The sequence below is a fragment of the uncultured Paracoccus sp. genome (genome assembly GCF_945915435.1).
In the GTDB taxonomy this organism is placed as follows: Bacteria; Pseudomonadota; Alphaproteobacteria; order Rhodobacterales; family Rhodobacteraceae; genus Paracoccus.
In genome coordinates, this window is the sequence record NZ_CAMEFG010000008.1 from 35,890 (window position 1) to 62,064 (window position 26,175).

At 66.8% G+C, this 26,175-nt stretch carries 27 protein-coding genes and 1 other RNA gene; 14 read left to right on the plus strand and 14 right to left on the minus strand.

The genetic code is table 11. From position 1 onward, the window contains the following. The 4 genes from Q0O97_RS04410 to Q0O97_RS04425 all read right to left on the minus strand — a co-directional run bounded on the left by Q0O97_RS04410 (window position 1) and on the right by Q0O97_RS04425 (window position 5,575). Entirely contained in the window at window positions 1-888 is an 888-nt protein-coding gene (locus Q0O97_RS04410) for a DmsC/YnfH family molybdoenzyme membrane anchor subunit (protein WP_294925454.1), read from the minus strand. Continuing rightward, a complete protein-coding gene (locus Q0O97_RS04415; protein ID WP_294925456.1) occupies window positions 888-1,625 on the minus strand; it encodes a 4Fe-4S dicluster domain-containing protein in 738 nt (245 codons plus the stop codon). The genes Q0O97_RS04410 and Q0O97_RS04415 overlap by 1 nt, the downstream gene beginning before the upstream one ends. Then, entirely contained in the window at window positions 1,622-4,423 is a 2,802-nt protein-coding gene (locus Q0O97_RS04420; protein WP_294925459.1) for a molybdopterin oxidoreductase family protein, read from the minus strand. Before Q0O97_RS04420 ends, Q0O97_RS04415 begins: the two co-directional genes overlap by 4 nt. 147 nt (window positions 4,424-4,570) lie before the next feature. Further along, a complete protein-coding gene (locus tag Q0O97_RS04425) occupies window positions 4,571-5,575 on the minus strand; it encodes a D-glycerate dehydrogenase (RefSeq protein WP_294925462.1) in 1,005 nt (334 codons plus the stop codon). A gap of 245 nt (window positions 5,576-5,820) precedes the next feature. Between Q0O97_RS04425 and Q0O97_RS04430 the strand changes: the two genes are divergently transcribed. After that, on the plus strand, window positions 5,821-6,285 hold the full coding sequence (locus tag Q0O97_RS04430; RefSeq protein ID WP_294925606.1) for an SH3 domain-containing protein: 465 nt from the start codon (window positions 5,821-5,823) through the stop codon (window positions 6,283-6,285). Between the two features lie 26 nt (window positions 6,286-6,311). On the opposite strand, the gene Q0O97_RS04435 is transcribed toward Q0O97_RS04430, so the two are convergent. Genes Q0O97_RS04435 through infC form a run of 5 tightly spaced genes read right to left on the minus strand, consistent with a single transcriptional unit; the run spans window position 6,312 to window position 10,952 of the window. Beyond that, window positions 6,312-6,740: a hypothetical protein gene (locus Q0O97_RS04435; protein WP_294925465.1), complete on the minus strand. Its 429-nt coding sequence runs from the start codon at window positions 6,738-6,740 to the stop codon at window positions 6,312-6,314. Between the two features lie 22 nt (window positions 6,741-6,762). Then, window positions 6,763-8,808 carry a M3 family metallopeptidase gene (locus tag Q0O97_RS04440; RefSeq protein ID WP_294925467.1) on the minus strand — a complete coding sequence of 682 codons (2,046 nt, stop codon included), beginning with the start codon at window positions 8,806-8,808 and terminating at the stop codon, window positions 6,763-6,765. Continuing rightward, window positions 8,805-9,872, minus strand: coding sequence for a HesA/MoeB/ThiF family protein (locus Q0O97_RS04445; protein WP_294925470.1), 1,068 nt, complete (start codon window positions 9,870-9,872; stop codon window positions 8,805-8,807). The genes Q0O97_RS04440 and Q0O97_RS04445 overlap by 4 nt, the downstream gene beginning before the upstream one ends. A gap of 51 nt (window positions 9,873-9,923) precedes the next feature. Beyond that, entirely contained in the window at window positions 9,924-10,385 is a 462-nt protein-coding gene (gene dut / locus Q0O97_RS04450) for a dUTP diphosphatase (protein WP_294925473.1), read from the minus strand. A 27-nt stretch (window positions 10,386-10,412) separates the two neighbouring features. Further along, on the minus strand, window positions 10,413-10,952 hold the full coding sequence (gene infC, locus Q0O97_RS04455) for a translation initiation factor IF-3 (RefSeq protein WP_294925609.1): 540 nt from the start codon (window positions 10,950-10,952) through the stop codon (window positions 10,413-10,415). A 191-nt stretch (window positions 10,953-11,143) separates the two neighbouring features. On the opposite strand from infC, the gene Q0O97_RS04460 reads away from it, so the two are divergent. From Q0O97_RS04460 to pdxY, 11 genes are all read left to right on the plus strand, one after another. Beyond that, window positions 11,144-11,797, plus strand: coding sequence for a hypothetical protein (locus Q0O97_RS04460; protein ID WP_294925476.1), 654 nt, complete (start codon window positions 11,144-11,146; stop codon window positions 11,795-11,797). Further along, window positions 11,794-12,669: a glycosyltransferase family 2 protein gene (locus tag Q0O97_RS04465; RefSeq protein ID WP_294925479.1), complete on the plus strand. Its 876-nt coding sequence runs from the start codon at window positions 11,794-11,796 to the stop codon at window positions 12,667-12,669. Before Q0O97_RS04460 ends, Q0O97_RS04465 begins: the two co-directional genes overlap by 4 nt. Before the next feature lie 138 nt (window positions 12,670-12,807). Then, on the plus strand, window positions 12,808-13,317 hold the full coding sequence (gene fabA / locus Q0O97_RS04470; RefSeq protein ID WP_294925481.1) for a bifunctional 3-hydroxydecanoyl-ACP dehydratase/trans-2-decenoyl-ACP isomerase: 510 nt from the start codon (window positions 12,808-12,810) through the stop codon (window positions 13,315-13,317). 24 nt (window positions 13,318-13,341) lie between these two features. Beyond that, window positions 13,342-14,571 carry a beta-ketoacyl-ACP synthase I gene (fabB, locus tag Q0O97_RS04475; RefSeq protein ID WP_294925484.1) on the plus strand — a complete coding sequence of 410 codons (1,230 nt, stop codon included), beginning with the start codon at window positions 13,342-13,344 and terminating at the stop codon, window positions 14,569-14,571. A gap of 19 nt (window positions 14,572-14,590) precedes the next feature. After that, complete coding sequence (locus Q0O97_RS04480; protein ID WP_294925486.1) at window positions 14,591-15,379, plus strand: enoyl-ACP reductase; 789 nt, start codon at window positions 14,591-14,593, stop codon at window positions 15,377-15,379. Continuing rightward, complete coding sequence (locus Q0O97_RS04485) at window positions 15,376-16,203, plus strand: alpha/beta hydrolase (RefSeq protein WP_294925612.1); 828 nt, start codon at window positions 15,376-15,378, stop codon at window positions 16,201-16,203. The genes Q0O97_RS04480 and Q0O97_RS04485 overlap by 4 nt, the downstream gene beginning before the upstream one ends. A 44-nt stretch (window positions 16,204-16,247) precedes the next feature. Then, window positions 16,248-16,892 carry a GntR family transcriptional regulator gene (locus Q0O97_RS04490; RefSeq protein ID WP_294925489.1) on the plus strand — a complete coding sequence of 215 codons (645 nt, stop codon included), beginning with the start codon at window positions 16,248-16,250 and terminating at the stop codon, window positions 16,890-16,892. 102 nt (window positions 16,893-16,994) lie between these two features. After that, a complete protein-coding gene (locus Q0O97_RS04495; protein ID WP_294925492.1) occupies window positions 16,995-17,552 on the plus strand; it encodes a biotin transporter BioY in 558 nt (185 codons plus the stop codon). Then, the gene (gene bioB / locus Q0O97_RS04500) at window positions 17,549-18,526 is read left to right on the plus strand and encodes a biotin synthase BioB (RefSeq protein ID WP_294925495.1); all 978 of its coding nucleotides are present in this window, start codon (window positions 17,549-17,551) and stop codon (window positions 18,524-18,526) included. Before Q0O97_RS04495 ends, bioB begins: the two co-directional genes overlap by 4 nt. A 65-nt stretch (window positions 18,527-18,591) precedes the next feature. Next, the gene (locus Q0O97_RS04505; RefSeq protein ID WP_294925498.1) at window positions 18,592-19,293 is read left to right on the plus strand and encodes an MOSC domain-containing protein; all 702 of its coding nucleotides are present in this window, start codon (window positions 18,592-18,594) and stop codon (window positions 19,291-19,293) included. Beyond that, on the plus strand, window positions 19,290-20,141 hold the full coding sequence (gene pdxY, locus Q0O97_RS04510) for a pyridoxal kinase (protein WP_294925501.1): 852 nt from the start codon (window positions 19,290-19,292) through the stop codon (window positions 20,139-20,141). Before Q0O97_RS04505 ends, pdxY begins: the two co-directional genes overlap by 4 nt. A 64-nt stretch (window positions 20,142-20,205) precedes the next feature. Here the strand turns inward: pdxY and rpmG are convergent, their stop codons facing one another. From rpmG to Q0O97_RS04530, 4 genes are all read right to left on the minus strand, one after another. Next, window positions 20,206-20,373, minus strand: coding sequence for a 50S ribosomal protein L33 (rpmG, locus tag Q0O97_RS04515; RefSeq protein ID WP_011750518.1), 168 nt, complete (start codon window positions 20,371-20,373; stop codon window positions 20,206-20,208). Between the two features lie 126 nt (window positions 20,374-20,499). Beyond that, window positions 20,500-20,873, minus strand: an RNA gene (gene rnpB, locus Q0O97_RS04520) — RNase P RNA component class A. Between the two features lie 47 nt (window positions 20,874-20,920). Then, window positions 20,921-23,296 carry a UvrD-helicase domain-containing protein gene (locus tag Q0O97_RS04525; RefSeq protein WP_294925521.1) on the minus strand — a complete coding sequence of 792 codons (2,376 nt, stop codon included), beginning with the start codon at window positions 23,294-23,296 and terminating at the stop codon, window positions 20,921-20,923. Window positions 23,297-23,380: 84 nt separating this feature from the next. Continuing rightward, window positions 23,381-24,112, minus strand: coding sequence for a GNAT family N-acetyltransferase (locus Q0O97_RS04530; RefSeq protein ID WP_294925524.1), 732 nt, complete (start codon window positions 24,110-24,112; stop codon window positions 23,381-23,383). Between the two features lie 113 nt (window positions 24,113-24,225). On the opposite strand from Q0O97_RS04530, the gene msrB reads away from it, so the two are divergent. Both msrB and Q0O97_RS04540 read left to right on the plus strand, forming a co-directional pair. Then, a complete protein-coding gene (gene msrB / locus Q0O97_RS04535; protein ID WP_294925527.1) occupies window positions 24,226-24,621 on the plus strand; it encodes a peptide-methionine (R)-S-oxide reductase MsrB in 396 nt (131 codons plus the stop codon). After that, window positions 24,621-25,616, plus strand: coding sequence for a P1 family peptidase (locus tag Q0O97_RS04540; protein WP_294925530.1), 996 nt, complete (start codon window positions 24,621-24,623; stop codon window positions 25,614-25,616). The genes msrB and Q0O97_RS04540 overlap by 1 nt, the downstream gene beginning before the upstream one ends. Before the next feature lie 12 nt (window positions 25,617-25,628). Here Q0O97_RS04540 and bamE read toward each other — a convergent pair whose 3' ends face one another. Further along, a complete protein-coding gene (gene bamE / locus Q0O97_RS04545) occupies window positions 25,629-26,087 on the minus strand; it encodes an outer membrane protein assembly factor BamE (protein WP_294925533.1) in 459 nt (152 codons plus the stop codon). Between the last annotated feature and the right edge of the window lie 88 nt (window positions 26,088-26,175).

The window sequence follows — 26,175 nt, forward strand, 5'->3', positions numbered from 1 at the left end:
CTAGCGGGCGGGTCCCCTGATCGCGTCGTAATAGAGGCCGACGACATGTTCGGCCTCGGCGAAGAACAGCCAACGCGACACGAAGCAGCCCAGCATGCAGGACAGGAAGGCCAGCGCAAAACCCGCCGTCGCCGGCCACAGCCCGACAAGGACCAGCGGAACCGGGCAAAGCGCCGCAAAGGCGATCGCGCGCAGCTTGGGGCGGTGACGGCGCCCGACCTGATGGACGAATTCGTGCAGCAGGAAGTTGCTGCCTGTATGGGGCGGCTCGAACAGCCGCAGCCGCCCGAGAAAGCCAAGCCCGGTCGCGCTGGCCAGATCATGGCCGCGCGCGGCCAGGCGCCGGTCTCCGCGCCACCAGCACAGCAGTTGCACCGCGCCAAGCAGGGCCAGCAAGGCCAGCGACGGTCCCGCCTGCCCCGCCAGCAGCGCGCCGCAGGCCAGGCCGCAGGTCACGAAATAGGCAGGCGTCAGCGCCGTATTCCAGCGCGGCACCGTCGCAAGCTGGGCATAGATCATCGAGGTCGCAAACAGCACGCCAAGGGCCAGCGCCGCCCCGATCCAGCCCAGGACGGGCAGCGGCTGGCCGAAGAACACCAGCCACGCCGCATGGGGCGCCATGACCAGCAGCGCCGCGACCGAGACCCAGCCTTCGCGCGACAGCCAGCTTGTCCGCCACTGGCTGAACGCCCGCCACGCCCTTTGCGGATTGGCCAGGTGAAAGACCGAGGCCACCAGCCCCGAAACCGCCAGCCCATAGGCGATTGCGAACAGCACAAAGGCCACGAGGCCCTGCGGCGGATCGCCCCTCATCCCCAGAAAGACCAGCAAGCCGAAACCCGCCCCCGACAGGACGGTGAAGATGATGATCGAGGGGGCGGCATGCATCAGCCCCCTCCCAGCATCCGGTCGAGCCAGCCGGCCAGCCCCCCGCCCGACGCGATGGGGGTCAGGGGCGGCGCGGCGTTTTCCAGCCGGTCCTTGCGCCGGGGCGGCAGGTATTTGTTCACCGGGGCCGTGTCCAGTTCCGCCATCAGGTCGAAGCCGCCGCGTTCCGCCACTAGTCGGCTGACAGCGCTGTCGGGGTCGGCCAGATCGCCGAAATGGCGCGCCCCCGCCGGGCAGGTGCGCACGCAGGCGGGCACGCGGTCCTCTTGGGGCAGGTTTTCATTATAGATACGGTCGATGCACAGGGTGCATTTCTTCATCACCCCCGAGGCCCGGTCCAATTCGCGCGCGCCATAGGGGCAGGCCCATGCGCAGAGGTTGCAGCCGATGCAGGCGTCCTCGTCCACCAGGACGATGCCGTCCTCGGCGCGCTTGTAGCTGGCGCCGGTCGGACAGACCGTGACGCAGGGCGCATTGTCGCAATGCAGGCAGGACTTCGGGAAATGCACCATCTGCGCCGCACCGCCGTCGTCGGGCAATGCCTCGTAGCTGTGGATGCGGTTCAGGAAGGTGCCCTCGGGGCGCGGGCCGTAGGGGTCCATATCGGAAAGGGGCGCGCCGTGATACTGGGTATTCCAGCCCTTGCAGGCGATCACGCAGGCATGACAGCCGACGCAGGTGTCCAGGTCGATGACCAGGCCCAGCTTCCGGTCGGTGGCGGCGGGCAGGCAGGTCATGGCGCGTTCCCTTTCGTTCCGACCCGCCAGGCAAGGTCCTTCGGTCCACGTCCGACCGGCGACAGGACCGGCGGCAGGCCGGGGTCCGAAGCGGATTGCGGCGCGAGTTTCTCGATCCGCACCCGCAGGTCGAACCAGGCCGCCTGGCCCGTGATCGGGTCCGAATTCGCCCAGCGGTGCCCGTCGCCGCGGGGCGGCAGCAGTTCGTGGATCAGGTGGTTGAGCAGAAAGCCCTTGACCGCCTCGGGCGCGTCCTCGTCCAGCGCCCACGTGCCCTTGCGCTTGCCGATGGCGTTCCATGTCCAGATGGTGTCGCCGTTCAGCCCCTGGTGCAGCGCCACCGGCACCGTGATCGCGCCGTGGGCCGAGGTGACCCGCGCCCAGTCCCCTTCCGCGAATCCATGCCTTTCCCAGACCTGCATCGGCAGATACATCGGATTATGGCCGTGGACCTGACGCAGCCATGCATTCTGGCTGCCCCATGAGTGATACATCGCCATCGGCCTTTGGGTCAGCGCATGCAGGGGGAAGTCGCGGGCCTGCGCTGCCTCGTCGAAGGGCGGATACCAGATCGGCAGGGGCGACATGGTGTCGATGATCCGCTGCCGCAGATGGTCGGGGGGTTGGCGCGCGCCCTGCCCCTTCGCGGCGTTCTGGAACCTGGCCAGCGGCTCGCAATAGATCTGGAACAGATAGGGCTGGGGCTTGTCGGCCAGCCCCATGCGAACGGCCCAATCCTGATAGGCGTTGTTCCAGGGCTTGAAATAGCTGGCCTCGGCCGGGACGGGATGGGTGAAAAAGCCGCCGTTCGCGATATAACGCGCGATCTGGCCGGGGTTGGGCGCGCCGCGGCCCACCGCCGTGCCGTCGCCGCGAAAGCCCGCAAGCGGGCCGATGCCGGGCTTGCGTTCGTGGTTGACGATGTAATCGGCATAGTCGCGATACATCGCCGCGCCATCCGCATCGACGAAGCCCGGCAGCTTCAGGCGGTTGGCAAGCTGGATCAGCACCGTCTGAAAGCTGCGGACATCGCGGTCGGGCCGGACCACCGGCCAGCGGATCGCATCGGCCAGCGCATCGGCCTCGCTGATCGGGCGGTCCAGCAGGCTGATGCAGTCGTGACGTTCCAGATAGGTCGTATCGGGCAGGACCAGATCGGCATAGGCCACCATTTCCGACGAATAGGCATCGGAATAGATGATATGGGGAATCGCGTAATTGCCGTCCTCGTCCCGGTCGGTCAGCATGTCCATCACGCCGCGCGTGTTCATGGACGAATTCCACGACATGTTCGCCATATACAGAAACAGCGTGTCGATCCGGTAAGGGTCGCCCGCATGGGCGTTCGAGATGACCATATGCATCAGCCCATGCGCCGACATCGGGTTTTCCCACGAAAACGCCTTGTCGATCCGGGCGGGGCTGCCGTCGGCGCACAGGGCCAGGTCTTCGGGACCGCGGACATAGCCCAGGTGGGGACCCTCCAGCGGCTGGCCGGGGCGGGCGGCGAAATGGGGGACGGGGTGGGCCTCGGCTGGCTTGGGATAGGGCGGCTTGAAGCGGAAACCCCCCGGCGCCTCGACCGAGCCGATCAGGATCTGGAGCAGGTGCAGCGCGCGGCAGGTCTGGAAGCCGTTGGAATGGGCAGAGATCCCGCGCATCGCGTGGAAAGAGACAGGACGGCCCACCATCTTGCGGTGAACCTCGCCCCTGAAATCGGTCCAGGGCCGGTCGAGTTCCACCGGCTGGTCGAAGGCCGCATGGGCGATCATGGCGGCCAGCGCGCGGATGCGGGCTGCGGGGATGCCGCAGCGTTCGGCCACGTTTTCAGGCGCATGGCGCGGGTCCAGGTATTCTTGCAGCATGGCAAGGAAAACGGTGCTGTCGCCGCCCTCGCTGCCGCGCAGGTCGGGGTGGATGCCCGGCTGATCGAAGGGGCAGAGCCGCCCCGAGCGGCGGTCGATCACCAGCGGCCTGCCTGCATCGTCGCGGCGCAGCAGCCCGCTGGCGCGGTCCAGCAGCACCGGCGCATTGGTGTAGCGCGCCAGATAGTCCAGGTCGATCCGGCCCGCCTCGACCAGGCAATGGATCAGCGCCAGGATCAGCAGCCCGTCGCTGCCCGGCGTGATTCCGAACCAGTCGTCGGCGATCGCGTTATAGCCCGAGCGGATGGGGTTGATCCCCACCACCCGCGCGCCGCGCGCCTTCAGCTTGCCCAGGCCCATCTTGATGGGGTTGCTGTCGTGATCCTCGGCCACGCCGAAAAGCAGCAGCAGCCGGGTATGGTCCCAGTCGGGCTGGCCGAATTCCCAAAACGAGCCGCCGATCGTATGGATCCCCGCCGCGGCCATGTTGACCGAACAGAACCCGCCATGGGCCGCGTAATTGGGTGTGCCGAAGCCCTGCGCCCAGAAGCCGGTGAAGCTCTGGCTTTGATCGCGCCCGGTGAAGAAGGCCAGTTTCGACGGATCGCTGCGCCGGATCGGTTCCAGCCAGGCGGCGGCTTGCTCCAGCGCCTCCTCCCACGAAATTTCCTCAAACGCGCCCGATCCGCGCGGCCCGACCCGGCGCAGGGGCTTGCGCAGGCGCGAGGGCGCGTTGACCTGCATGATCCCCGCCGAGCCTTTGGCGCAAAGCACGCCGCGGTTGACCGGGTGATCGCGGTTACCCTGAATATAGGCGACGCGGCCGTCCTTCATATGCACATCGATGCCGCAGCGGCAGGCACACATGTAGCAGGTGGTCCGGCGGATCTCGTCCGAGACCCTGGGCGAGGTGCTGGCGGCTGGCTGGTTCATCTGCGGATTCCGGTTTCACGGGCCTTGCTGCATCCGATGTTGCCGGGATTGGCGCGCAATGGCAAATCCGATCGCCTGGTTGCGCGGCCGCATGGGTATTTGGGTGATGAAGAAAGCCGGTGCCGCGCCCGAGGCGGCAAGGCCGGTCTAGAAGGCGCCCGGCTCGACAAGGTCGGGCAGCGGTTCGCCCTGTGCGAAGGCCCGGATATTGGCCAGCACCCTGTTACCCATCTCGATCCGCCCCTCGACCGTGGCGGAACCCATATGGGGCAGTAGCACGACATTGGGCAGGCGGCGCAGGCGGGGGTTGATGTCGTGGCCATGTTCGAAGACGTCGAGACCGGCACCCGCAAGCTGGTCCGCGCGCAGCATCCGGGTCAGGGCGTTTTCGTCGATCACCTCGCCGCGCGAGGTGTTGACCACGATGGCATCCGGCCTGAGCAGCTTGAGCCGCCGCGCGTTGAGCAGGTGATAGGTCGAGGGCGTATGCGGGGCGTTCACGCTGACGATATCCACCCGCGCCAGCATCTGGTCCAGGCTTTCCCACCAAGTCGCGTCCAGCGCCGTTTCGACGCGCGGATCGAGGCGGCGGCGGTTGTGGTAGTGGATCTGCATGCCGAAGGCCCTTGCCCGCCTTGCGACCGCCTGCCCGATGCGGCCCATGCCGAGAATGCCCAGCTTGCGCCCCCCCACCCGCCCGCCGAGGTAGAGCGTGGGCGCCCAGCCCTTCCAGTTGCCCGACTGCATCTCGGCCAGGCCCTCGGGGATGCGGCGGATGACGGCGAGGATCAGGGCAAGGGTCATGTCGGCGGTATCCTCGGTCACCACGTCGGGGGTGTTGGTGACCGCGATCCCCCGGTGCCGCGCCGCCTGGATGTCGATGTGATCGACCCCCGCGCCGTAATTCGCGATCAGGCGCAGCCGGTCGCCCGCGCGTTCCAGCATCCCCGCGTCGATCGGGTCGGTGATCGTCGGCACCAGCACGTCGCTGTTGCGCATCAGGGCCAGCAGGGCGTCGGGGTCGAGCTTGCCGTCATCTTCGCGCAGGCGGGTGTCGAAGGTTCGGGTCAGGTCCCGCTCGACCGATTCGGGCAGGCGGCGGGTCACGGCGACACGCAGACGCGATGAAGTGAACGGCTGGGATGCGGTCATGGGGTCTGATGCTCTTCCAAAGCGGGGCGGGTTTTGGCAAGGTGACGCCGAAGAGGGGCGGAAACAAGACCCGGACAGAGCATGACATGAAAATCAACCTGATACAGGCGCCGCAGCTTGCGGCTTTCGCGGTGGCCGCATGGATGGCGGCGGGCCAGCAGGCGGCGGCGCAGGAACAGGGCACGGCCAGCACCGCCGAAGAGGCGGTCGAGTTGATCGAGGAAGGCGCCGTCTCGGCGGATGCGATGATCAGCCGCCACCAGAACGCGCAGCGCGACCCCAATCGCGGGCCGGTGACGAACCTGCCGCTGCCGCGCTATGTCAGCCTGAAGGGGGGCGAGGGCAATGCCCGGCGCGGTCCCAGCCTGTCGCATCGGATCGACTGGGTCTTTCGCCACGCAGGCATGCCCCTGCGCGTCGTGACCGAGTTCGGCCATTGGCGCCGGGTCGAGGATCAGGACGGTGCCGGGGGGTGGGTGCATTATTCGCTGCTGTCGGGGGTGCGCACCGCCATCATCCGCAACGACATGACGCAGCTTCATGCGCGCGCGGACGAACAGTCCTCGGTCGTGGCGCGGGCTGAAACCGGGGCGATCGTCCGCCTGCACGAATGCGGGTCCGAATGGTGCCGCGTCTCGGGCGGGGGCGAAAAGGGCTGGGTGCGCAAGACCGAAATCTGGGGCGTGGACCGCGACGAAACCCGCGACTGAGGTTCCCGCGCGGTCCACGCGGCGGTTCAAAGCGCCGGGCGGGTGTCGCTGGAGGCCTCGGCCCGGTCGCAGAGGTGATAGTTCAGCGTCATGCTGTCTTCGGTCAGCCGCAGCAGGTTGTCGCGGATTTGCAGGTCCACGATGCGGTTGCCGGCGGCGGGGCTGCCTTGGCAGGCCAGGGTGACGCGGGTGCTGCTGACCTGCTGTTCGGACCCTGCGACCGTGCAGGTCGTTTCCGGGAAGGTGAAGCGGCTGCCGTCGATGACCAGGCCGGTGTCGCTGCCCGTCGTGCCGCAGGAACTGGCGCGCAGGTTGTAGGTGCCGTTCAGCGCGTTCGATGCGGCCGAGGGACCGGGGGTCGGCTCGGGCGTGGCGGGCGGTGTCGTTTCGCATGCGGCAAGGGCCGCCAGCGCGGCGATGGCACAAAGCGGGGTGGCGATCTTGAGGGCTTTCATGGCGTTCTCCGGGTTGTCGGGATTACGCGGTATCCAGTCCGCGTCCTTTCAACAAAGCCCGAACCCCCGGTTTTCGTTCCCGAAATTTTTGCCAAAGCACGTCGGCAGGCAGGGAATCGCCTTTCGAGAGTATCCATTCCTCAAGCCGCGCGGCGGTTTCGGGATCGAAGGCATCCTGCTTTTCGGTGAAGGCGGCGAAGGCGTCGGCGTCCATCACCTCGGACCACATATAGCTGTAATAGCCCGCCGCATAGCCGTCCCCGGAAAACACATGGGCGAAATGGGGCACCGCGTGGCGCATGGGAATGGCGGAAGGCGCACCGAGTCTGGCCAGGACCTCGGCCTGCCGCACCATCGGATCGGCGGGCGGCGGACCGCTGTGCAGGTCCAGGTCAACCAGCGCGCTGGCCAGGTATTCGACGGTGGCGAAGCCCTGGTCGGCATTGCCCGCCGCGATGATGCGGTCGCGCAGATCGACGGGCAGCGGCTGGCCGGTTTCGACATGGCGGGCGTGGCGGTCCAGCACCTGCGGCTGTTCCAGCCAATGTTCGTAAAGCTGGCTGGGCAGCTCGACGAAATCGCGCGCCACCGCGGTGCCCGACATCGAGGGCCATTTCACATCCGACAGGATATGGTGCAGCGCATGGCCGAATTCGTGAAACAGCGTATGCGCATCGTCCCACGACAGCCATGCGGGCGCGCCGGGCTGCTCGGGCGGGGTGAAATTGCACACGTTCACCACGATGGCGCGCTGGCCCGCGCCGATCCGGTGCTGATATTGCAGCGCCGAACACCACGCGCCCGAACGCTTGGACGGGCGCGCGAAGTAATCCCCCACGAAGACCGCCATGAGGCGACCATCCCGCGTCACCCGCCAGGCGCGGACATCGGGCGACCAAAGCGCGGCGTCCAGCGGCTGGAACTCCAGCCCGAACAGGCGGTTGGCGGTGTCGAAGACCGCGCCGATCATGGCGTCCAGCGACAGGTAGGGCTTGATCTCGGCATCATCAATGCGATGTTCGGCGCGACGCAACCGGCCCGCGTAATGGCGCCAGTCCCAGGGTTGCAGCGCGCCGGTTTCGCCGTCCTCGCGCAGCATCCGGGTCAGCCGGGCGGCATCGGATTGCGCGCGGGCCTTGGCGGGGCGCCAGACCTGCATCAGCAGTGACCGGACGTTTTCGGCGTTGCGGGCCATCTCGGGTTCCAGCTTGAAACCTGCGAAATCCGCGTATCCCAGCAGTTGCGCGCGTTCGTGGCGCAGCGCCAGGATTTCGGCGACCAGCGGGCGGTTGTCGCTGTCCGCGCCATGTGCCCCCTGCCCCGAGCCACGCGCAATCCAGCCGCGAAAGGCGGCCTCGCGCAGCGCGCGATCCGGCGCATATTCCAGAAACGGCACGATGAGCGAGCGGTTCAGCGTCACCACCTGCCCCTGCATCCCACGTTCGCGCGCGGCGGCGCGCATGGCGCGGACCAGCCAGTCGGGCAGGCCCACAAGGTCCTGGTCCCCGACGGGCAGGACGAAATCGCGTTCATCCTTCAGCACGTTCTGGGCAAATTGCGTCGTCAGGACGGCCAGCCTTTCGCGGATGGCGGCCATCCTGTCGCGCGCCTCACCCTCCAGCGCCGCACCGGCACGGCGCAACCCGCGCAGGGTGTTTTCGACAAGGCGGCGATCCTCGGGCGGCAAGGCATCGGCCTTTTCGGCGACCCCCTGCACGCGGGCGTAAAGCCGGGGGTCCATGCCGGTCCGGCTGCCATGCGCCGCCAGCCGGGGCGCGAATTCGCGTTGCAGATCCTGCCGCAGCGGGTTCGCATCCACCGCCGCAAGGGTATAAAAGACGGCGCAAAGGCGATTGAGCGGCTCTTCGGCCAGTTCAAGCGCGGCAAGGGTGTTCTCGAAATCGGGCGGGGCGGGGTTGGCGGCGATCGCCTCGACGGCGGCCTGCGCCCGGGCCAGGCACTGGTCGAAACCGGCAGCGAAATCGCCGTCGGCGATCGCATCGAAACGCGGCAGGCCCAGCGGGCCGCTCCACCGGGTCAGTTCGGGATTTGCGGTTTCAGCGTTCATGGTGCCCCTTTTCCCGCCCCGCAGATGGGGCAATCGGCGTTGCGATGGATCTTGATGCTGCGCGTCTCGCCCCATAGCCCGTCGAAGATCAGCATCCTTCCGCGCGCGTCAAGCCCGGCACCCGCGATCAGCTTGATCGCCTCCAGCGCCATCATGGAGCCGATGACGCCGGGCAGCGCACCGACCACGCCCGCCTCGGCGCAGGACGGAGCAAGGCCGGGCGCAGGCGGCTGCGGGAAAAGGCAGGCCATGCAGGGCGCGCCGCGCGCAGGGTCCCAGACGGTAAGCTGCCCCTCCCATTGCGCGATCGAGCCTGCGACCAGCGGCACCCCCGCTGCGACGCAGGCGGCATTGATCCGCGCGCGCGAATCGAAACTGTCGGTTCCGTCCAGAACAAGGTCGAATTCCTTAACGAAATCAGCGTCCCCTGCCGTGATACGTCGCGGCAGCGGCGTGACCTGGACATGGGGGTTCAGCGCATGCAAGCGCGCGGTAGCCGCCTGAACCTTGGGACGACCCGTATCGGCATCGTCAAAGATCACCTGCCGCTGAAGGTTGGACAGCGACACGTGATCGTCGTCGGCAAGGGTGATTCGCCCCACCCCCGCCGCTGCCAGATAAAGCGCCACGGGCGAACCAAGCGCCCCCGCACCGACGACCAGCACAGACGCCCGGCGCAGGCGTTGCTGCCCCGGTCCGCCAAGCTCTCGCAGCACGATATGGCGCGCATAGCGGTCCAGTTCGGCATCCGACAGCATCGCGGGGTCTGATGCCGGGCTTGCGGCGGCGCCGAGCGTGCCGGGCGCGCCATCCTCTTTCGCCGCCGCGTCGCGCAGGCGGCGCAACCCCCACGCATAAGCCGCCAGCATCAGGGCAAACACCCCGCCCGCAAGCCACACCCGCCGATCCCCGGCCAGTTCGGCCAGCGCCGATTGCGGGGCAAAGCGCTGGACCAGCAACACGCCCGCCCACAAGCCCGCCGGAATCGCAAGACGGATGGCCGGACGGACAGATGCCAGCCCAAGCCCCAGCCAGATCGCGACGATTGCAAGAAAAACGCTCATCCCCCGGTCCCGTCCATGCGAAAGCGCCCCAGCGCGGGCTTTGCGGGCAGGTTAACCCCCGGTCGAGCCGAACCCCCCTGCGGCCCGCTGCGTCTGGCCCGAAAATTCGTCCACGACCGAGAATTGCGGGTGCAGCACGGGGACGAACATCATCTGCGCGATCCGCTCACCCGGCCGGATCGTGACCGGCTCGGCGCCGGGCGGGTTGCGGTTCCAGACACTGACGAAGATCTGCCCGGTATAGTCGGAATCGATCAACCCGACCGAATTGCCCATGACCAGCCCCTTCTTGTGACCCAGCCCCGAGCGTGGCAGAATCAGCCCGGCCACGGCATTTTCCTTGCAGAACAAGGCAATGCCGGAAGGAACCAGCAGCGCAGGCGCCTGCGGCAGAACCTCGACCGGATCATCGAGGCAGGCGATCATGTCGATGGCGGCGGCGCCGGGGCTTTGATAGTCGGGCAGGCCCCATTGGTGAAGCCTGCCGTCCAGCACTTTGATCTCGATCTGCAAGGCAGGCCTCCTGCGGGTGGGCGCCGCCTAGCGCGGGGCGATCATCATGATCATCTGCCGCCCTTCCATCTTGGGCATGGATTCGACCTTGCCGATCTCATCGACGTCCGAGGCGACGCGGCGCAGCAGTTCGGCCCCCAGTTGCTGGTGGGCCATCTCGCGTCCACGGAAGCGCAAGGTGACCTTGACCTTGTCGCCCGCCGTCAGGAACTTCAGCACGTTGCGCATCTTGACGTCATAGTCGTGGGTGTCGGTGCCGGGGCGAAACTTGACCTCTTTGATGTCGATGGTCTTCTGTTTCTTGCGCGCTTCGGCTTCACGCTTTTGCTGTTCGTATTTGAACTTGCCCAGGTCCATGATCTTGCAGACCGGAGGCGTCGCATTCGGCGAAATCTCGACCAGGTCGAGACCGGCGGCCTGCGCCAGTTCAAGCCCCTTGGCGGGGGTGACGACCCCGATGTTTTCACCTTCGGCGCCGATCAGCCTGATTTCTGCGACACGGATCCTTTCGTTGACGCGCGGTCCGGTATCACGGACGGGCGGGGCGTTGTGCGGTCTGCGGGCTATGGTTGTCTTCCTTCGATTGTCGGTATTGGCCGGGATTAGATAGTCTTGCGCGCGCCATCTTTCAACTGATTCCACACGCCCCGCCCCCATCCGCGCGCCAAAAATGCCGCCCCTCGCACCCTTCCACGCGGCGCGGGACCGTGGCATAGAGAACGCGAAACAGACAAATCGCACCGGAGGCAGAGCCGCCCATGTCCAAAGCCGTCATCCTGATCGCCTTCCTCGCCCTCGCGCTGATGGGGGCCTGGTTCTGGACAGGCGGCGACCTGGCGCGGCTTACGGGCGGCGATACGCCCGTGGCCGAGCCGATGCCGGAACCTGTCCCCGCCAACCCCGATACCGCCCCCGATGCCGTCCCGGCCACGCCCGAGACCCAGGCCGCCGATGCCGCGGCGGATGCCGCCGCCGACGCTGCCGCGATCGCCGCGGATGTCGCCGCAAGCGCCAGCGCCATCGCCCCCGCCAGCGAGGCCGCGGCCGAAGCCGAAAGGGCCGCCGAGGAAGCCATCGAAGCCGCCTCGCGCGCGGCCGAGGCCGCAGCCAGCGCCACCGCGGCCCAGGCCATCGCGACCGACCCCGAACCTGCCGTGCAACAGGCAGGGGAAGCCGCACTGGACGCCGCCGATGCCACCACCCGTGCCGGGGACGCGGCGCAGCGCGCGGCTGAAATCCAGTCGCTTTTGACACCCGAGGGTTTCGATGCGGAACGCCTGTCCGCCCTGATCGACGAATCCGACCTACCGGCATCGCAAAAGGCAGACTTGCAAGAACTGGTCAGCACCGCCTCGGAAGGTCCGGCACCACGGGACGCCGCGCTGGAAGATCTGCGCGAAGCCCTGCAATGACTGCCTTCGCTGCATTCGAGGACCATATCCGCAAAGGTGGCCTGAGCGATGCGAAAGGCCCCGTCGCGATCATCCTGATCGAGGACGACACCGCCGTCGGTGCCACGCTGGCCCACCATTTGCGCACGGGCTTCAAGAGCATCCTGGCCCTGTCGCGCGAACCGTTGCCGGAAGGGGCGATCCCGGAAGGCGACACCCGCGTCACCAGCCTGCGCTTCGACGCGCGGCGGCCCGGTGCCCATGTTCCGGTCGTGAACGCCGTCATCGACGCGGTTCCGCCCGGCACCTGGCTTTATTACTGCTATAACGCGGAATTCCTGTTCTTCCCCTTTTCGGAATCGCGCAGCATCGGCGAGATGCTGGCCTTTCACGCCGAGGAACGGCGGCGGGCGATGCTGACCTATGTCATCGACCTCTATGCCCCTGACCTGAAACGCTTTCCCGATGCGGTCAGCCTGTCCGAGGCAATGTTCGACCGTAACGGTTATTACGCGCTTGGCCGCCGCGACCGGCAGGGCGGCATGCACGAGCGGCAGCTGGATTTCTTCGGCGGCTTGCGCTGGCGGTTCGAGGAACACCTGCCGCCCGATCGCCGCCGGATCGACCGGATCGCCATCTTCCGCACGGCACAAGGGCTGCGGATCCTGCCCGACCACCGCTTCAATATCGAGGAATACAACACCTATTCCTGCCCCTGGCATCACAACCTGACGGCGGCGATCACCTCGTTCCGGGTTGCGAAGGCGCTGGCCAGCAATCCCGGCTCGCGCCAGCAGATCGCGGATTTCAACTGGCGGAACTCGCATCCCTTCCGCTGGAATTCGCAGCAGTTGATGGACCTGGGGTTGATGGAGCCGGGCCAGTGGTTCTGAAATCCGCGTAAACCGCCACGCCGGGACGAATTGTCGCGCCCTTCTGCATGCTTGCACGCGCGGCACGGTGAATGATAGACCAGCAACTGAAACCCATCGGGCGACAAGCCCCCGAAAAGGCGATAGGCAGAGCAGCATATGACAGCAAAGCAGACCAGTTTCGACAAGAATGACCTTCTGGCCTGCGCAAGGGGCGAACTGTTCGGACCGGGCAATGCCCAACTGCCCGAACCGCCCATGCTGATGATGGACCGCATCACCGATATTTCCGAGGACCGGGGCGCCTTCGGCAAGGGCCATGTCGTTGCCGAATTCGACATCAACCCCGATCTGTGGTTCTTCGCCTGCCATTTCCCCGGCAACCCGATCATGCCGGGCTGCCTGGGCCTTGACGGGCTGTGGCAGTTGACCGGCTTCAACCTGGGCTGGCGCGGCTGGCAGGGTCGCGGCTACGCCTTGGGCGTGGGCGAGGTCAAGCTGACCGGCATGGTCCGCCCCGACCGCAACATGCTGCGCTATTTCGTCGATTTCACCAAGGCCGTGCAGACCCGCCGCCTGACGATGGGCGTCGCCAACGGCCGGGTCGAGGCCGACGGGGAAACCATCTATGAAGTCAAGGATATGAAAGTGGCCCTCTCGGCCAGTTGAACCCAGATAAAGAAGGAGGACGCCATGCGCCGCGTCGTCATTACCGGGCTGGGTATCGTCTCGCCCATCGGCAACAATGCGGCCGAGGTGACCGCCAGCCTGCGCGAAGGCCGCTCGGGCATCACATCCGCCCCGGAATATGCCGAACTGGGCTTTCGCAGCCAGGTCCACGGGATGCCGCAGATCGCGGTCGAGGACCATGTCGACAAGCGCAACCTGCGCTTCATGGGCATGGGCGCGGCCTATAACTTTATCGCCATGCAGCAGGCCATCGAGGATGCCGGGCTGGAGGAAGGCGACGTCTCGAACCCCCGCTCGGGCCTGATCATGGGGTCCGGCGGACCCTCCACCGCGAATCTTTACGAGGCCCATCGCATCGTCAAGGAAAAGGGCGCGCCCAAGCGGATGGGACCGTTCATGGTGACGCGCTGCATGTCCTCGACCAATTCGGCCTGCCTGGCGACGCCCTTCAAGATCAAGGGCGTGAACTATTCGATCACCTCGGCCTGCTCGACCAGCGCCCATTGCATCGGCAACGGGGTCGAACTGATCCAGATGGGCAAGCAGGACATCGTCTTCGCCGGCGGCGGCGAGGAACTGGACTGGACGCTGTCCTGCCTTTTCGACGCGATGGGCGCGATGTCGTCGAAATACAACGACACGCCCGAAACCGCCTCTCGCCCCTATGACACGACGCGCGACGGATTCGTGATCGCGGGCGGCGGCGGCGTGCTGGTGCTGGAGGAACTGTCCCACGCATTGGCCCGCGGCGCGAAGATCTATGCCGAGGTGACGGGCTACGGCGCGACCAGCGACGGCTACGACATGGTGGCCCCGTCGGGCGAGGGCGGCGAGCGTTCGATGCGCCTTGCCCTTTCCACCCTGCCCGAAGGGCGCAAGATCAGCTATATCAACGCGCATGGCACCTCGACCCCCGTCGGTGACGTGGGCGAAGTCGAGGCCGCCCGCCGCGTCTTCGGCGAAGATGCGGTGCCTGTCATCGGCTCGACCAAGTCCCTGACCGGCCATTCCCTGGGCGCAACGGGTGTGCATGAGGCGATCTATTCCCTGCTGATGATGCAGAACCGTTTCATCGCGGCATCGGCGAATATCACCGAACTGGACCCCCGGATCCGCCCGCAGGAAATCGCGCTGCAACGCATCGACGATGTGGATTTCGATTCGGTCCTTTCCAACAGTTTCGGTTTCGGCGGCACCAACGCAACGCTGGCCCTGTCGGTCTATCGCGATTGATTTAAGAAAAGGTTAAGGCATGAGCGAATTGCTGAAGGGGAAACGCGGCTTGGTGATGGGGGTCGCGAACGACCGCTCGATCGCGTGGGGCATCGCGTCGGCGCTGGCGGCACAGGGGGCCGAACTGGCTTTTTCCTACCAGGGTGAGGCTTTCGGCAAGCGGGTCGAGCCGCTGGCCCGCTCGCTGGGGTCGGACCTGCTTCTGGACATGGACGTTCAGGACGACGAATCGCTGGATCGCGGCTTTTCCCGGCTTGAACAGGAATGGGGCGGCCTGGATATCCTGATCCACGCCATCGCCTTTTCCGACAAATCCGAATTGACGGGCCGGTTTATCGACACGACGCGCGAGAATTTTAAGACTTCCTTGACGATTTCGTGCTATTCGCTGATCGACGTGGCCCGGCGGGCGCGGCCCCTGATGACGAATGGCGGCTCGATCATCACGCTGACCTATGCCGGATCCAACCGCGTGACGCCCTATTACAACGTGATGGGGGTGGCAAAGGCGGCGCTGGAATCCAGTGTGCGCTACCTGGCCAACGACCTGGGACCCGAGGGGATTCGCGTCAATGCGATCAGCCCCGGCCCGATGAAGACATTGGCGGGCGCCGCGATCGGCGGCGCGCGCAAGACCTATCGCCATACCGAGGCGAACGCCCCCCTGCGCGCCAATGCAACGCTGGAGGCGATCGGGGGCACGGCGGTCTGGCTGACCTCGGATTGGGGGGCATGCACGACGGGCGAGATCGTGCTGGTCGATGGCGGCTATCATGTGCTGGGCATGCCGCAATCGGACAACCTCTGATGCGGTATTTCCCGGCACCGGACGGGGCGCGGCTGGCCTATCGCGACGAAGGCGCGGGCATCCCGGTCCTGGCGCTGGCGGGGCTGACGCGCACGGGTGCCGATTTTGACTATCTCGCGCCGCATCTGCCGGATGTGCGGTTGATCCGGCCCGATTATCGGGGACGCGGCGCATCCGAATGGACCGGCCCGGACAGCTATACGGTCGAGCAAGAGGCCGCCGATGCGCTGGCCCTGCTGGACCATTTGGAAATTCCCAGGGCGGCGCTGCTGGGCACCTCTCGCGGGGGGCTGATCGGGTTGCATCTGGCGGCCAGCGCAAACCATCGGCTGGCAGGGCTGTGCCTGAACGACGTCGGCCCGGTGATCGAAACCGAGGGTTTGCGACGCATTTCCGCCTATATCGGGCGCAATCCCTCGGTGAACAACCATGCCGAACTGGCCGAGGTGCTGCCCAGGGTAATGGAGGGGTTTGCCAATGTCCCGCCCTCGCGCTGGCTGGAGGAAGCGCGCAAGCATTATCAGCCCGACGGCGGCAAGCTGGTCATCACCTATGATCCCGCCCTGCGCGACGCCTTCGTCGAGGCGTTCCGGGACGACCTGTCCGATGCCTGGCCGCAGTTCGACGCGGCAAGGAACCTGCCGCTGGCGGTGATCCGGGGTGCAAACTCGGACCTGCTGTCCAGGGCCACCGTGGCCGAGATGCAAAGGCGCCGCCCCGACATGATCGTGGCAGAGGTGCCGGATCGCGCGCATATCCCCTTTCTGGACGAACCCGAGGCGCTCGACGCGATTCGCGGGTGGCTGGATCGGATTGCCATCTGAATCGGATGGTGGACATGGCCAAGGGGCAGGATTATCTATAATCCATGCCCCAGCCACCCGGTGAAACCCTTGCCACCCGCATCGCCCGCACCCTTGCCGAACGCATCATCTCGGGTCGGATCCCACCGGGTGCGCGGCTGAGGCAGGACCACATCGCGACCGAATTCGGCGCCAGCCACGTCCCCGTGCGCGAAGCCTTCCGCCGTCTGGAGGCGCAGGGCCTGGCGGAAAGCCTGCCCCGACGTGGTGTCCGCGTCACCAGCTTCGACATCGCCGAACTGCGCGAGGTCGCCGAAATGCGCGCCTCGCTGGAATCGCTGGCGCTGCGCCATGCGGCGCCCAACATGACCCCCGCCGTTCTGGCCGAGGCCGAGGAGGCCACCGCCGCCGCCGAATCCGCCCCTGACGTGCAGGTGTGGGAATCCGCGAATCGCCGCTTTCACCGCCTGATCCTGACCCCCTGCCACATGCCGCGGCTGCTGGCGACGATCGACGACCTGCATGCCGCCAGCGCGCGCTTCCTGTTTGCAGCCTGGCGGCAGGAATGGGAATCGAAGACCGACCATGACCATCGCGCCATCATCCTTGCGCTGCGAAAGGGCCAGACCGATATGGCCTGCATGACCCTTGCCCGCCATGTCGGGTGGATCGGCCGGCGGCGCGGGGGACAAAAAACGATGATTTCCTAAGCCTCTACGCGAATATTTATAAATTATCTATAATCCTGCTTGCAGCGATCCCGATACCTTGCCCTGTTTATAGATATCTTGACCGATATCGACGGAGCACACATGTCCACCCACAGCCATTCCATCCCCCAAGGGACAAGCATCACGAAATTCGCGGCCTGCACGGTGGCGGGGGCCGCGCTGATCACGCTTGGCGCAAAGACCCAGATCCCCTTCTGGCCGGTGCCGATGACGCTGCACACGCTGGCAGTGTTCTGGATCGCGGTCAGCTTTGGCCCGCGCCTGGCGCTTGCCGCGATGGCGGCCTATCTGGCGGCGGGCGCGGCGGGGGCGCCGGTCTTTTCCGGCTCGCCCGAGCGGGGTATCGGCCTTGCCTATATGTTCGGGCCGACGGGCGGTTATCTGCTGGGCTATCTGGTCGCGGCGGGCCTGATCGGCTGGCTGGCGCGTGGGGCCTCGTTGCCCCGGCAGGCGATGGCGATGCTGGCAGGGCTTGCAACCGTCTACGCCCTTGGCCTTGCCTGGCTTGGCAATTTCGTCCCCGCCCGCGAGTTGCTGGCCGCCGGGCTGACGCCCTTCCTTGCCGGAGACCTGCTGAAGATCGCGCTGGTCTGCGCGCTGGCCCGTGGCTGGCAGCGCCTGAAAGGCGGCGCGCAATGATCCGCCGCGACTGGACCCTGGACGAGGCGGGCCGGATCCACGCCCTGCCCCTGCCCCTGCTGATGGCCCGCGCGGGCCGGGTCCACGCCGCCCATTTCGACCCGACCGTGATCGAGACGGCCAGCCTTCTGTCCATCAAGACCGGCGGCTGCCCCGAGGATTGCGGCTATTGTTCGCAAAGCGCGCATCACGATACGGGCGTCAAGGCGACCCGGCTGATGGACAAGGCCGAGGTCGTCGCGGCCGCCCGGCGCGCCAAGGCGGCGGGGGCGCAGCGTTTCTGCATGGGTGCGGCCTGGCGCAGCCCCAAGGACCGCGACATGGACAAGCTGTGCGACATGGTGCGCGAAGTCAGCGGGTTGGGGCTGGAGACCTGCATGACCCTGGGGATGCTGACGCCCGCGCAGGTCGCGAAGCTGAAGGCGGCGGGGCTGGATTTCTACAACCACAACATCGACACCTCGCCCGAATATTATGCGCAGATCGCCTCGACCCGGACGATCGGGGACCGGCTGGAAACGCTGGAACATGTCCGCAAGGGCGGCATCCGCACCTGCTGCGGCGGCATCATCGGCATGGGCGAGGCCGAGGGCGACCGCATCTCGATGCTGGTAACGCTGGCCACGCTGCCCGCCCACCCCGACAGCGTGCCGATCAACCTGTGGAACCGGGTCGAGGGCGTGCCGGTGCAGGAACGCGCCCGCCCCGTCGATCCCTTCGCACTGGTGCGCACCATCGCGCTGGCCCGCATCCTGATGCCCGCCAGCATCGTCAGGCTGTCCGCCGGCCGCACGGGGATGAGCGATGAACTGCAAGTGCTGTGCTTCCTGGCCGGGGCGAACTCGATCTTCGTGGGCGACATGCTGCTGACGACCGAGAACCCGGCAAGCTGGCAGGACGCCGACCTGCTGGAACGGGTGGGCATGACCGTCGCCCCCTGCAACCCGCAGCGGACCGGAATCGCGGCGCAATAGCGCAACCCCTTCCACCGGGCGCGCGGATTTGCGACATCTGGGCCGACGAATGAAAGGCAGCACCGATGCCCGACCGCCCGCCCCAGCCCGCAACGACCACCCTGCTGACCGGGCGGGTCCGCCCCCTGCCCGACAGCGACCGGACCAGCGGGATCTACAAGACCCCCGTCACCGGCCCGCTGCAACTGGGCGCACTTGGCCTGGAGGGCGACGAACAGGCCGACCTGCGCGTTCACGGCGGCATCGAAAAGGCGGTCCATCACTATCCCGCCGAACATTACCCCGATTGGCGGGCCGAGCTTGGCCCCCTGCCCGACCTGGCCCGGCCCGGCGGCTTTGGCGAGAACATCTCGACCACCGGCCTGACCGAGGAAAACGTGGCCGTCGGCGACATCTTCCGGCTTGGCGGCGCGCTGGTGCAGGTCTCGCAGGGGCGCCAGCCGTGCTGGAAGCTGAACCGGCGCTTCGGCGTGCCCGACATGGCGCGGCGGGTGCAGGGAACCGGGCGCACGGGCTGGTATTACCGCGTCCTGCAACCGGGCCGGGTCGCCCCCGGCGACCTGCTTGCGCTTGATGATCGCATCGCGCCGGAATGGACGCTGCGCCGGTTGTGGCATGCGCTTTACGTCGACCGCATGAACCTGGCCGAGCTGCGCGGCATCGCCGCCCTTGACGTTCTGGCCGAAGGGTGGCGCAAATACGCCATCCGGCGGCTGGACAGCGGCCGGGTCGAGGATTGGAACAAGCGCCTGGAGGGCCGCGAATGAAGAAACCGCCGCTCGTCATCTCGATCCAGAGCCAGGTGGTCTTTGGCCATGTCGGCAATTCCGCCGCGATCTTTCCCATGCAGGCGGCGGGGCTGGAGGTCGCAGCGATCCCGACCGTGCTTTTTTCCAACACGCCGCATTATCCGACGCTGCGCGGCTGCCCGACACCGCCCGAAATCTTCGCCGACCTGCTGACGGGGGCCGAGGAGCGCGGGCTGCCCGCCCGCGCGTCCTTTGTCCTGTCGGGCTATATCGGCTCGGTCGAGGTGGCGCGGATGGCGGCGCGTTTCGTGGCCGGGGCCAAGGCAGCAAATCCCGGCCTGCGCTATATCTGCGACCCGGTGATGGGCGACACCGGGCCGGGGCTTTACGTTCCGCCCGAGATCGCCGCCATCATGCGCGCGGACCTGTTGCCGCAGGCCGACCTTGCCACCCCCAACCAGTTTGAACTTGGCTGGCTGACCGGGCTGGACATCCACACCCTGGCCGACCTGCATCGCGCACGGCAACGGCTGAACATGACCCCCCAGGCGCTGCTGATCGCCACCGGCTGCAAGCTGGACGACACACCCGAAGGCATGATCGAAAGCGTCATCCTGTCCGGGCATGGCGAGACCCGCCACCCGACGCCCTATCTGCCGATTTTCCTGTCGGGGACGGGCGACCTTTATACCGGGCTGCTGACGGCAGAGCTGGGCGGCGGCGCGACCCCCGCGCAGGCGGTCGAACAGGCGCAGCGCCTGACCGCCCTTGCCCTGAAACGCGCCCGCGTCCTTGGCGCGAAAGAGGTGGTCCTGTCCGACCCCGCCTTTCGCCGCGCGCTGCTGGAACTGTCACCGCCGGAATAGGCGCCGAAAAGAAAGGCCGCGACCCGAGGGGCGCGGCTGCAACAGGTTGTCCTGTCGGGCAAGATTACTTGATCTTGCCTTCCTTGTATTCGACATGTTTGCGCACGACCGGATCGTATTTGTTGACCGTCATCTTTTCGGTCATCGTGCGGGCGTTTTTCTTGGTGACATAGAAATGCCCGGTTCCGGCCGTCGAGTTCAGACGGATCTTGATCGTCGTCGGCTTCGCCATTGGTTATCGCTCCTGCTGCGGGGCGGCAGGCTAAGGCCGCGATTCACCCCGGAAATCCCTTGGAAGCCCGCTTTTTAGTCGCAAAACGGTCAGAGTCAACCTGAAAAGGGCGCAAACGCGGGGAAAACACGCAGATGGCCTGTAAGCCGGATTTTGTTCCGGGGTCGCCCCCTTCGATGACCATTCCTCTAGCCCCGCTGTTGCCAACGGGGTCTGGCTGCCAACCCGGACCTGCTGGGGCGAAGGCAGCCCTGCCTTGCGGCGCGCGGTCCCTATTCGGCATTGCTCCCGGTGGGGCTTGCCGTGCCGGTCCGGTTGCCCGTCCCGCGGTAGGCTCTTACCCTACCGTTTCACCCTTGCCCATGCGCGCATGGGCGGTCTCTTCTCTGTGGCGCTTTCCCTGGGGTCGCCCCCGCCGGGCGTTACCCGGCACCGTGCCTTCATGGAGTCCGGACTTTCCTCGTGGGTCCGAAGACCCCCGCGGCCATCCGGCCATCTGCGTATTGTCGCAGATAGGGCCGTTGGCGGGCAGCGTCAAGCAAGGGGATCAGAATGGAACGTCGCCACCCGCCGAATCGCCGGGCTGGACATAAGAGGCCTTGACCGTCTTGAACCCGGTCTGGAACTGGACGGTCAGCGTATCCTCGGCAATGCCCATGATCGTGCCCTTGCCGAATTTCTGGTGGAAAACGCGGTCGCCGACGGAAAATTCAGCCGCGGGTTCGGCGTCGATGACGACCGGCTTGCGATGGACCGCCTGCGCGCGCTGGCCCGCGCGTTCCTGCATCCGCCGCCATCCGGGCGAGTTGTAGACATCCGCCCGCGCCGCCCGGTCATGCATCGCGGTCGAGCCTGCGACCTGCGCCGCCGCCCCGTAGCCGCCGCCGTAAAGGCCCGGCGGGGTCAGCACCTCGATATGGTCTTGCGGCAATTCGTCGATGAAGCGCGAGGGCAGGCTGGATTGCCATTGCCCGTAAAGCCGCCGGTTGCCGGCAAAGCTGATCGTCGCCAGATCCTCGGCACGGGTCAGGCCGACATAGGCCAGCCTGCGCTCCTCCTCCAGCCCGCGATTGCCGGTTTCGTCCATGCTGCGCTGGCTGGGAAACAGCCCGTCTTCCCACCCCGGCAGAAAGACGATGGGATATTCCAGGCCCTTGGCGGCGTGCAGCGTCATGATGCTGACCTGCTCGACCGCATCGCCCGATTCGCGGTCCATGACCAGCGCGACATGTTCCAGAAAGCCTTGCAGATTGTCGAAATCCTCAAGCGCCTTGACCAGTTCCTTGAGGTTGTCCAGCCGCCCCGGCGCGTCGGGCGACTTGTCGTTCTGCCACATGGCGGTATAGCCCGATTCGTCCAGGATACGCTCGGCCAGTTCGACATGGTTGACGCCTGCGTCCAGCGTATCGGCATGCCAGCGGCCCATGTTCTGCGTGAAGGCGCGCAGCGCAGCCGCGCCCTTGCCGCCAAGCGCCCCGCTGGCCACCACGGCAGCCGCGCCTTCCAGCAGCGACAGGCCCCTGTCGCGCGCCTCGCGCTGGATCACCTGCACCGCCTTGTCGCCAAGCCCGCGCCGGGGCAGGTTCACGATCCGCTCGAACGCAAGGTCGTCGGCGGGCGAGACCGCCAGGCGGAAATAGGCCATCGCGTCACGGATTTCCTGCCTTTCGTAAAAGCGCGGGCCGCCGATCACGCGGTAAGGCAGGCCGATCGTCATGAAGCGGTCCTCGAAGGCGCGCATCTGGTGGCTGGCGCGGACAAGGATCGCGATCTGGTTCAGGCTGCGCTGGCCGATGCTGTGGCGGTGGCCGCCGTGAAAGGCCTCGATCTCTTCGCCGATCCAGCGGGCTTCGGCCTCGCTGTCCCAATGACCGATGAGGCGCACTTTCTCGCCCCCTTCGGCCTCGGTCCACAGCGTCTTGCCAAGCCGCCCCTGGTTGGCCGCGATCAGCCCCGAGGCCGCGGCAAGGATATGCGCGGTCGAGCGGTAGTTCTGTTCCAGCCGGATCACCTGCGCGCCCGGAAAGTCGCTTTCAAAGCGCAGGATATTGTCCACCTCGGCCCCGCGCCAGCCATAGATCGACTGGTCGTCGTCGCCCACCACGCAGATGTTGCGATGCCCCTGCGCCAAGAGCCGCAACCACAGGTATTGCGCGGTGTTGGTGTCCTGGTATTCGTCCACCAGGATATAGCGGAACCGTTCCCGCCACTGGTCCAGCACGTCGGGATGGGCCTGGAAGATGCTGACGCAATGCAGCAGCAGATCGCCGAAATCGACCGCATTCAGCGCCAGCAGCCGGTCCTGATAGGCCCGATACAGCGCGACGCCCCGCCCGTCATATGCCCGCGCGTCCGATTTCGGCACGCGCGCGGGCGTCAGCGCGCGGTTCTTCCAGCCGTCGATCAGCCCCGCCAACTGCCGGGCGGGCCAGCGTTTTTCGTCGATCCCCTCGGCCGCGATCAACTGCTTGAGCAGCCGCAACTGGTCGTCGGTGTCCAGGATCGTGAAAGAGGGTTTCAGGTGCAGATCGCCATTGCCGACCAGTTCGGCATGGCGGCGCAGGATCTTGACGCTGACCGAGTGGAAGGTGCCCAGCCAGGGCATCCCCTCGACCGTCTGGCCGAGCAGGCGGCCGATACGCTCTTTCATCTCATGCGCGGCCTTGTTGGTGAAGGTCACGGCAAGGATCTGGCCGGGGCGCGCCAGCCCCTGCATCAGGATATGCGCGATGCGCGTCGTCAGCGCCCGCGTCTTGCCGGTGCCCGCCCCCGCCAGCAGCAGGACCGGCCCGTCCAGCGATTCGACCGCCGCGCGCTGCGCCGGGTTCAGGCCGTCCAGATAGGGCGCGGGCCGCGCCGCCATCGCGCGCTGCGACAGGGGAATGGCGGCCTCGAAGGCGTCGGAATCGTCAAACTCGGTCATGGGCGCAACATAGCGCGGGGCTTTGCGCAAAGAAAGCCGAAGTTCCCATTATGTTCCGCGCCCCGCGCAAATTTCGCGCATGGCCTATCCGGCAACCGCGCGCAGCAGATTGGCGCGGGCGGGGGGAATCGCGCCGACCTCAAGCCCGGTAAAGACGTGCAGCGTGTTCATCTGCCGGTCCACCACCGCGTGATCGCTGACCCAGCCCCCCATCAGCAGGTAGCTGCGCAAGAGTGGCGGCATCTGGGCCATCGCACGCCGGGGGTCGGGCTTGCGCAGGCGCAGCGCGTGGGCAAAGCGAAAGACATCGGGGGCCTTGACCCGCGGGCGCCAGCGGGCCGGGCCAAGGTGGCGTTCGCGCAGCATGGCAAAGGCGTCCTCGTAACCCGCAACTTCGGTTCCGCGAAAGCTGGAGCAGCCGAACAGCATCCCGACCCCCTGCCGGTCGACATGGCGGGTCAACGCACCCCATGCCAGCCGCAGGATATCGGGGTCGTGGCGGTCGGGGTGGATGCAGAAACGCCCGATCTCGACCATGCGGTCCCGATAGCCGCGCAGGGCCGACAGATCGTAGAAACGCGCTGAATAGCTTGCCCCGATCCGCGCGCCGTCCGGCAGGGTCATCATGCGAAAGCAGGCGACGGGCTGGCGGCTGGCGGTCTCGCGGATCAGGACATGCCGACACCGCGGGTCCAGGTCGTCGGCGTCGGCCCCGCCAGTGCCGAAGCAAAGCGCGCGCAGGCGTTGGGCGGCCAGGATGTCGCCCTGGCATTCCGCCGGGGCAAGCCGATAACGACCCTTCTGCATCTGCTGCATGCTGCGTTCCGCATCAAACCAATTCACAAGCCGCGAGGCGATAACAGGCACCTTGCCCTGACACAGCCTAAGCCTATCTTGTAACGGCAGGGCAACAGGAAAGCACATCAGCCATGAGCGAAAAACTCGTCAAATCCGAAGCCGAATGGCGCGAGCAGCTTGACCCCGAGACCTTCCGCGTCACCCGGCAGGCAGGGACCGAGCGGCCCTTCTCGCACCCCGGCTTTCCCGAAGGCCCCGGCCATTACGAGTGCATCTGCTGCGGCGCGCGGCTTTTCGACGGCGACACCAAGTTTGAAAGCCATTGCGGCTGGCCCAGCTTTTACCGCAGCGGCGGGCAGATCGACGAACACCGCGACGTCAGCCACGGCATGGTCAGGACCGAGGTGCGCTGCCACCGCTGCGACGCCCATCTGGGCCATGTCTTCCCCGACGGCCCGCCCCCCACGGGGCTGCGCTATTGCATCAACGGGGTGGCGCTGAAATTCGTGCCGGGCGCCGGGCGCTGATGCGCGACCACATCCGTCCCGGCGGCTGGTGGACGCTGCAGGCGGGGCCGGGCAACGCGATCACCGATGTCGCGGGGGTGAAGGTCGGGCAGGTGACGCTGGACCGGGGGCCGGTTCAGACCGGCTTCAGCGCCGTTCTGCCGCATGGGGGCGATCTTTTCGCCCAACCCGTGCCTGCGGGGGTTTGCGTGCTGAACGGCTTCGGCAAAAGCGCCGGGCTGATGCAACTGGCCGAGCTTGGCCAGATCGAAACCCCGATCCTGCTGACCAACACCTTTTCCGTCGCGGCGGGCACCGAGGCGCTGATCCGCCGCGCAATTGCCGACAACCCGCAGATCGGGCGGTCGCTGCCGACGGTGAACCCGCTGGTTCTGGAATGCAACGATGGCCGGGTGAACGACATCCAGGCGATGGCGCTGCGGCCCGATCACGCGCTGGCGGCAATCGGGCGGGCCGACGGCGGGCCGGTGCGGCAAGGCACGGTGGGCGCGGGGCGCGGCATGGTCAGCTTCGGGCTGTCGGGGGGAATCGGCACGGCCTCGCGCCTGTGTGGGGGTTGGGTGCTGGGGGCCTTGGTGCTGTCGAACTTCGGCCAGCCCGGCGAGTTGCGCGTGATGGGCCGCAGGCTGCAAGCGGCGCGGCCAGAGGCCGAGAAAGGCTCGATCATCATGCTGCTGGCGACCGACGCCCCGCTTGATTCGCGACAGTTGTCACGGCTGGCGCGGCGGTCCGCCGCGGGGCTGGGGCGGCTTGGCAGCCATCTGGGCCACGGCAGCGGCGATATCGCGGTGGCGTTTTCGACCGCGCTGCCCACGGCTGACGCGAATGGGCTGCTGACCTGCCAGCGGCTGGCCGAGCCGGATCTGGACCCGCTGTTTCTGGCCACGGCCGAGGCGGTCGAGGAAGCCGTGCTGAATGCGCTGTGGCACGCCGAGCCGGTCCCGCGCCGCGAAGGCCCTGCCACGGTGCTGCGCGATATGTTGGCGTGGGGCTAGGCGCCCGGCAGATCAGAAATCGTCCAGCAACTGACCCGCGCTGACGCGGCCGACATTGCCCAGCATCTGGCGAATGATGCCCATGCCCTGGATCCCCGAATCGGTCACGCGGCGCGACAGGACGACGACGCGGCCATCCTCCAGCCCGAAGCTTTCGACATTGGTGACGGTGCCCGCCTCGTTGAAGCGCACGGCGACCACGCGCCGGTCGATCTCGCGCGGTTCGCGGGCGCCGAAATATTCCCAGCGCGAACCGACGTAATACCAGCTCGACCCCGCCAGGACGCCTTGCGTGCTGGGCCGGCCGATGATCGATTCCAGTTCGGCCTGGCTGGTCTGGCCGACGACGACCTGCGACAGGTTCATCTCGGGCGGGATATATCCGTGGTTGCGATAGGTCGGGCTGCAACCCGCCACGACCACCGGAATCGCCAGGGCAAGCGCGAACACATGCTGCCTGAATTTTGTCATATCGCTTGCCTGTCCCCTTGCGCGCCTGTTGACGCCGTGAGACCGGATTAGCAAACTCGGCCCTCACGCTCAAGAATGTCCCTTGGAT

What these genes read in the sequence shown, in the direction of transcription:
- Q0O97_RS04410 (WP_294925454.1), bottom strand. Translation starts at nt 888, where the DNA reads ATGCATGCCGCCCCCTCGATCATCATCTTCACCGTCCTGTCGGGGGCG.
- fabA (WP_294925481.1), top strand. Translation starts at nt 12,808, where the DNA reads ATGACAGCAAAGCAGACCAGTTTCGACAAGAATGACCTTCTGGCCTGC.
- Q0O97_RS04490 (WP_294925489.1), top strand. Translation starts at nt 16,248, where the DNA reads ATGCCCCAGCCACCCGGTGAAACCCTTGCCACCCGCATCGCCCGCACC.
- Q0O97_RS04465 (WP_294925479.1), top strand. Translation starts at nt 11,794, where the DNA reads ATGACTGCCTTCGCTGCATTCGAGGACCATATCCGCAAAGGTGGCCTG.
- Q0O97_RS04445 (WP_294925470.1), bottom strand. Translation starts at nt 9,872, where the DNA reads ATGAGCGTTTTTCTTGCAATCGTCGCGATCTGGCTGGGGCTTGGGCTG.
- Q0O97_RS04425 (WP_294925462.1), bottom strand. Translation starts at nt 5,575, where the DNA reads ATGACCGCATCCCAGCCGTTCACTTCATCGCGTCTGCGTGTCGCCGTG.
- Q0O97_RS04440 (WP_294925467.1), bottom strand. Translation starts at nt 8,808, where the DNA reads ATGAACGCTGAAACCGCAAATCCCGAACTGACCCGGTGGAGCGGCCCG.
- pdxY (WP_294925501.1), top strand. Translation starts at nt 19,290, where the DNA reads ATGAAGAAACCGCCGCTCGTCATCTCGATCCAGAGCCAGGTGGTCTTT.
- bamE (WP_294925533.1), bottom strand. Translation starts at nt 26,087, where the DNA reads ATGACAAAATTCAGGCAGCATGTGTTCGCGCTTGCCCTGGCGATTCCG.
- Q0O97_RS04420 (WP_294925459.1), bottom strand. Translation starts at nt 4,423, where the DNA reads ATGAACCAGCCAGCCGCCAGCACCTCGCCCAGGGTCTCGGACGAGATC.
- Q0O97_RS04480 (WP_294925486.1), top strand. Translation starts at nt 14,591, where the DNA reads ATGAGCGAATTGCTGAAGGGGAAACGCGGCTTGGTGATGGGGGTCGCG.
- Q0O97_RS04525 (WP_294925521.1), bottom strand. Translation starts at nt 23,296, where the DNA reads ATGACCGAGTTTGACGATTCCGACGCCTTCGAGGCCGCCATTCCCCTG.
- rpmG (WP_011750518.1), bottom strand. Translation starts at nt 20,373, where the DNA reads ATGGCGAAGCCGACGACGATCAAGATCCGTCTGAACTCGACGGCCGGA.
- Q0O97_RS04495 (WP_294925492.1), top strand. Translation starts at nt 16,995, where the DNA reads ATGTCCACCCACAGCCATTCCATCCCCCAAGGGACAAGCATCACGAAA.
- fabB (WP_294925484.1), top strand. Translation starts at nt 13,342, where the DNA reads ATGCGCCGCGTCGTCATTACCGGGCTGGGTATCGTCTCGCCCATCGGC.
- Q0O97_RS04460 (WP_294925476.1), top strand. Translation starts at nt 11,144, where the DNA reads ATGTCCAAAGCCGTCATCCTGATCGCCTTCCTCGCCCTCGCGCTGATG.
- msrB (WP_294925527.1), top strand. Translation starts at nt 24,226, where the DNA reads ATGAGCGAAAAACTCGTCAAATCCGAAGCCGAATGGCGCGAGCAGCTT.
- Q0O97_RS04415 (WP_294925456.1), bottom strand. Translation starts at nt 1,625, where the DNA reads ATGACCTGCCTGCCCGCCGCCACCGACCGGAAGCTGGGCCTGGTCATC.
- Q0O97_RS04540 (WP_294925530.1), top strand. Translation starts at nt 24,621, where the DNA reads ATGCGCGACCACATCCGTCCCGGCGGCTGGTGGACGCTGCAGGCGGGG.
- Q0O97_RS04530 (WP_294925524.1), bottom strand. Translation starts at nt 24,112, where the DNA reads ATGCAGCAGATGCAGAAGGGTCGTTATCGGCTTGCCCCGGCGGAATGC.
- bioB (WP_294925495.1), top strand. Translation starts at nt 17,549, where the DNA reads ATGATCCGCCGCGACTGGACCCTGGACGAGGCGGGCCGGATCCACGCC.
- Q0O97_RS04435 (WP_294925465.1), bottom strand. Translation starts at nt 6,740, where the DNA reads ATGAAAGCCCTCAAGATCGCCACCCCGCTTTGTGCCATCGCCGCGCTG.
- Q0O97_RS04505 (WP_294925498.1), top strand. Translation starts at nt 18,592, where the DNA reads ATGCCCGACCGCCCGCCCCAGCCCGCAACGACCACCCTGCTGACCGGG.
- Q0O97_RS04430 (WP_294925606.1), top strand. Translation starts at nt 5,821, where the DNA reads ATGATCAGCCGCCACCAGAACGCGCAGCGCGACCCCAATCGCGGGCCG.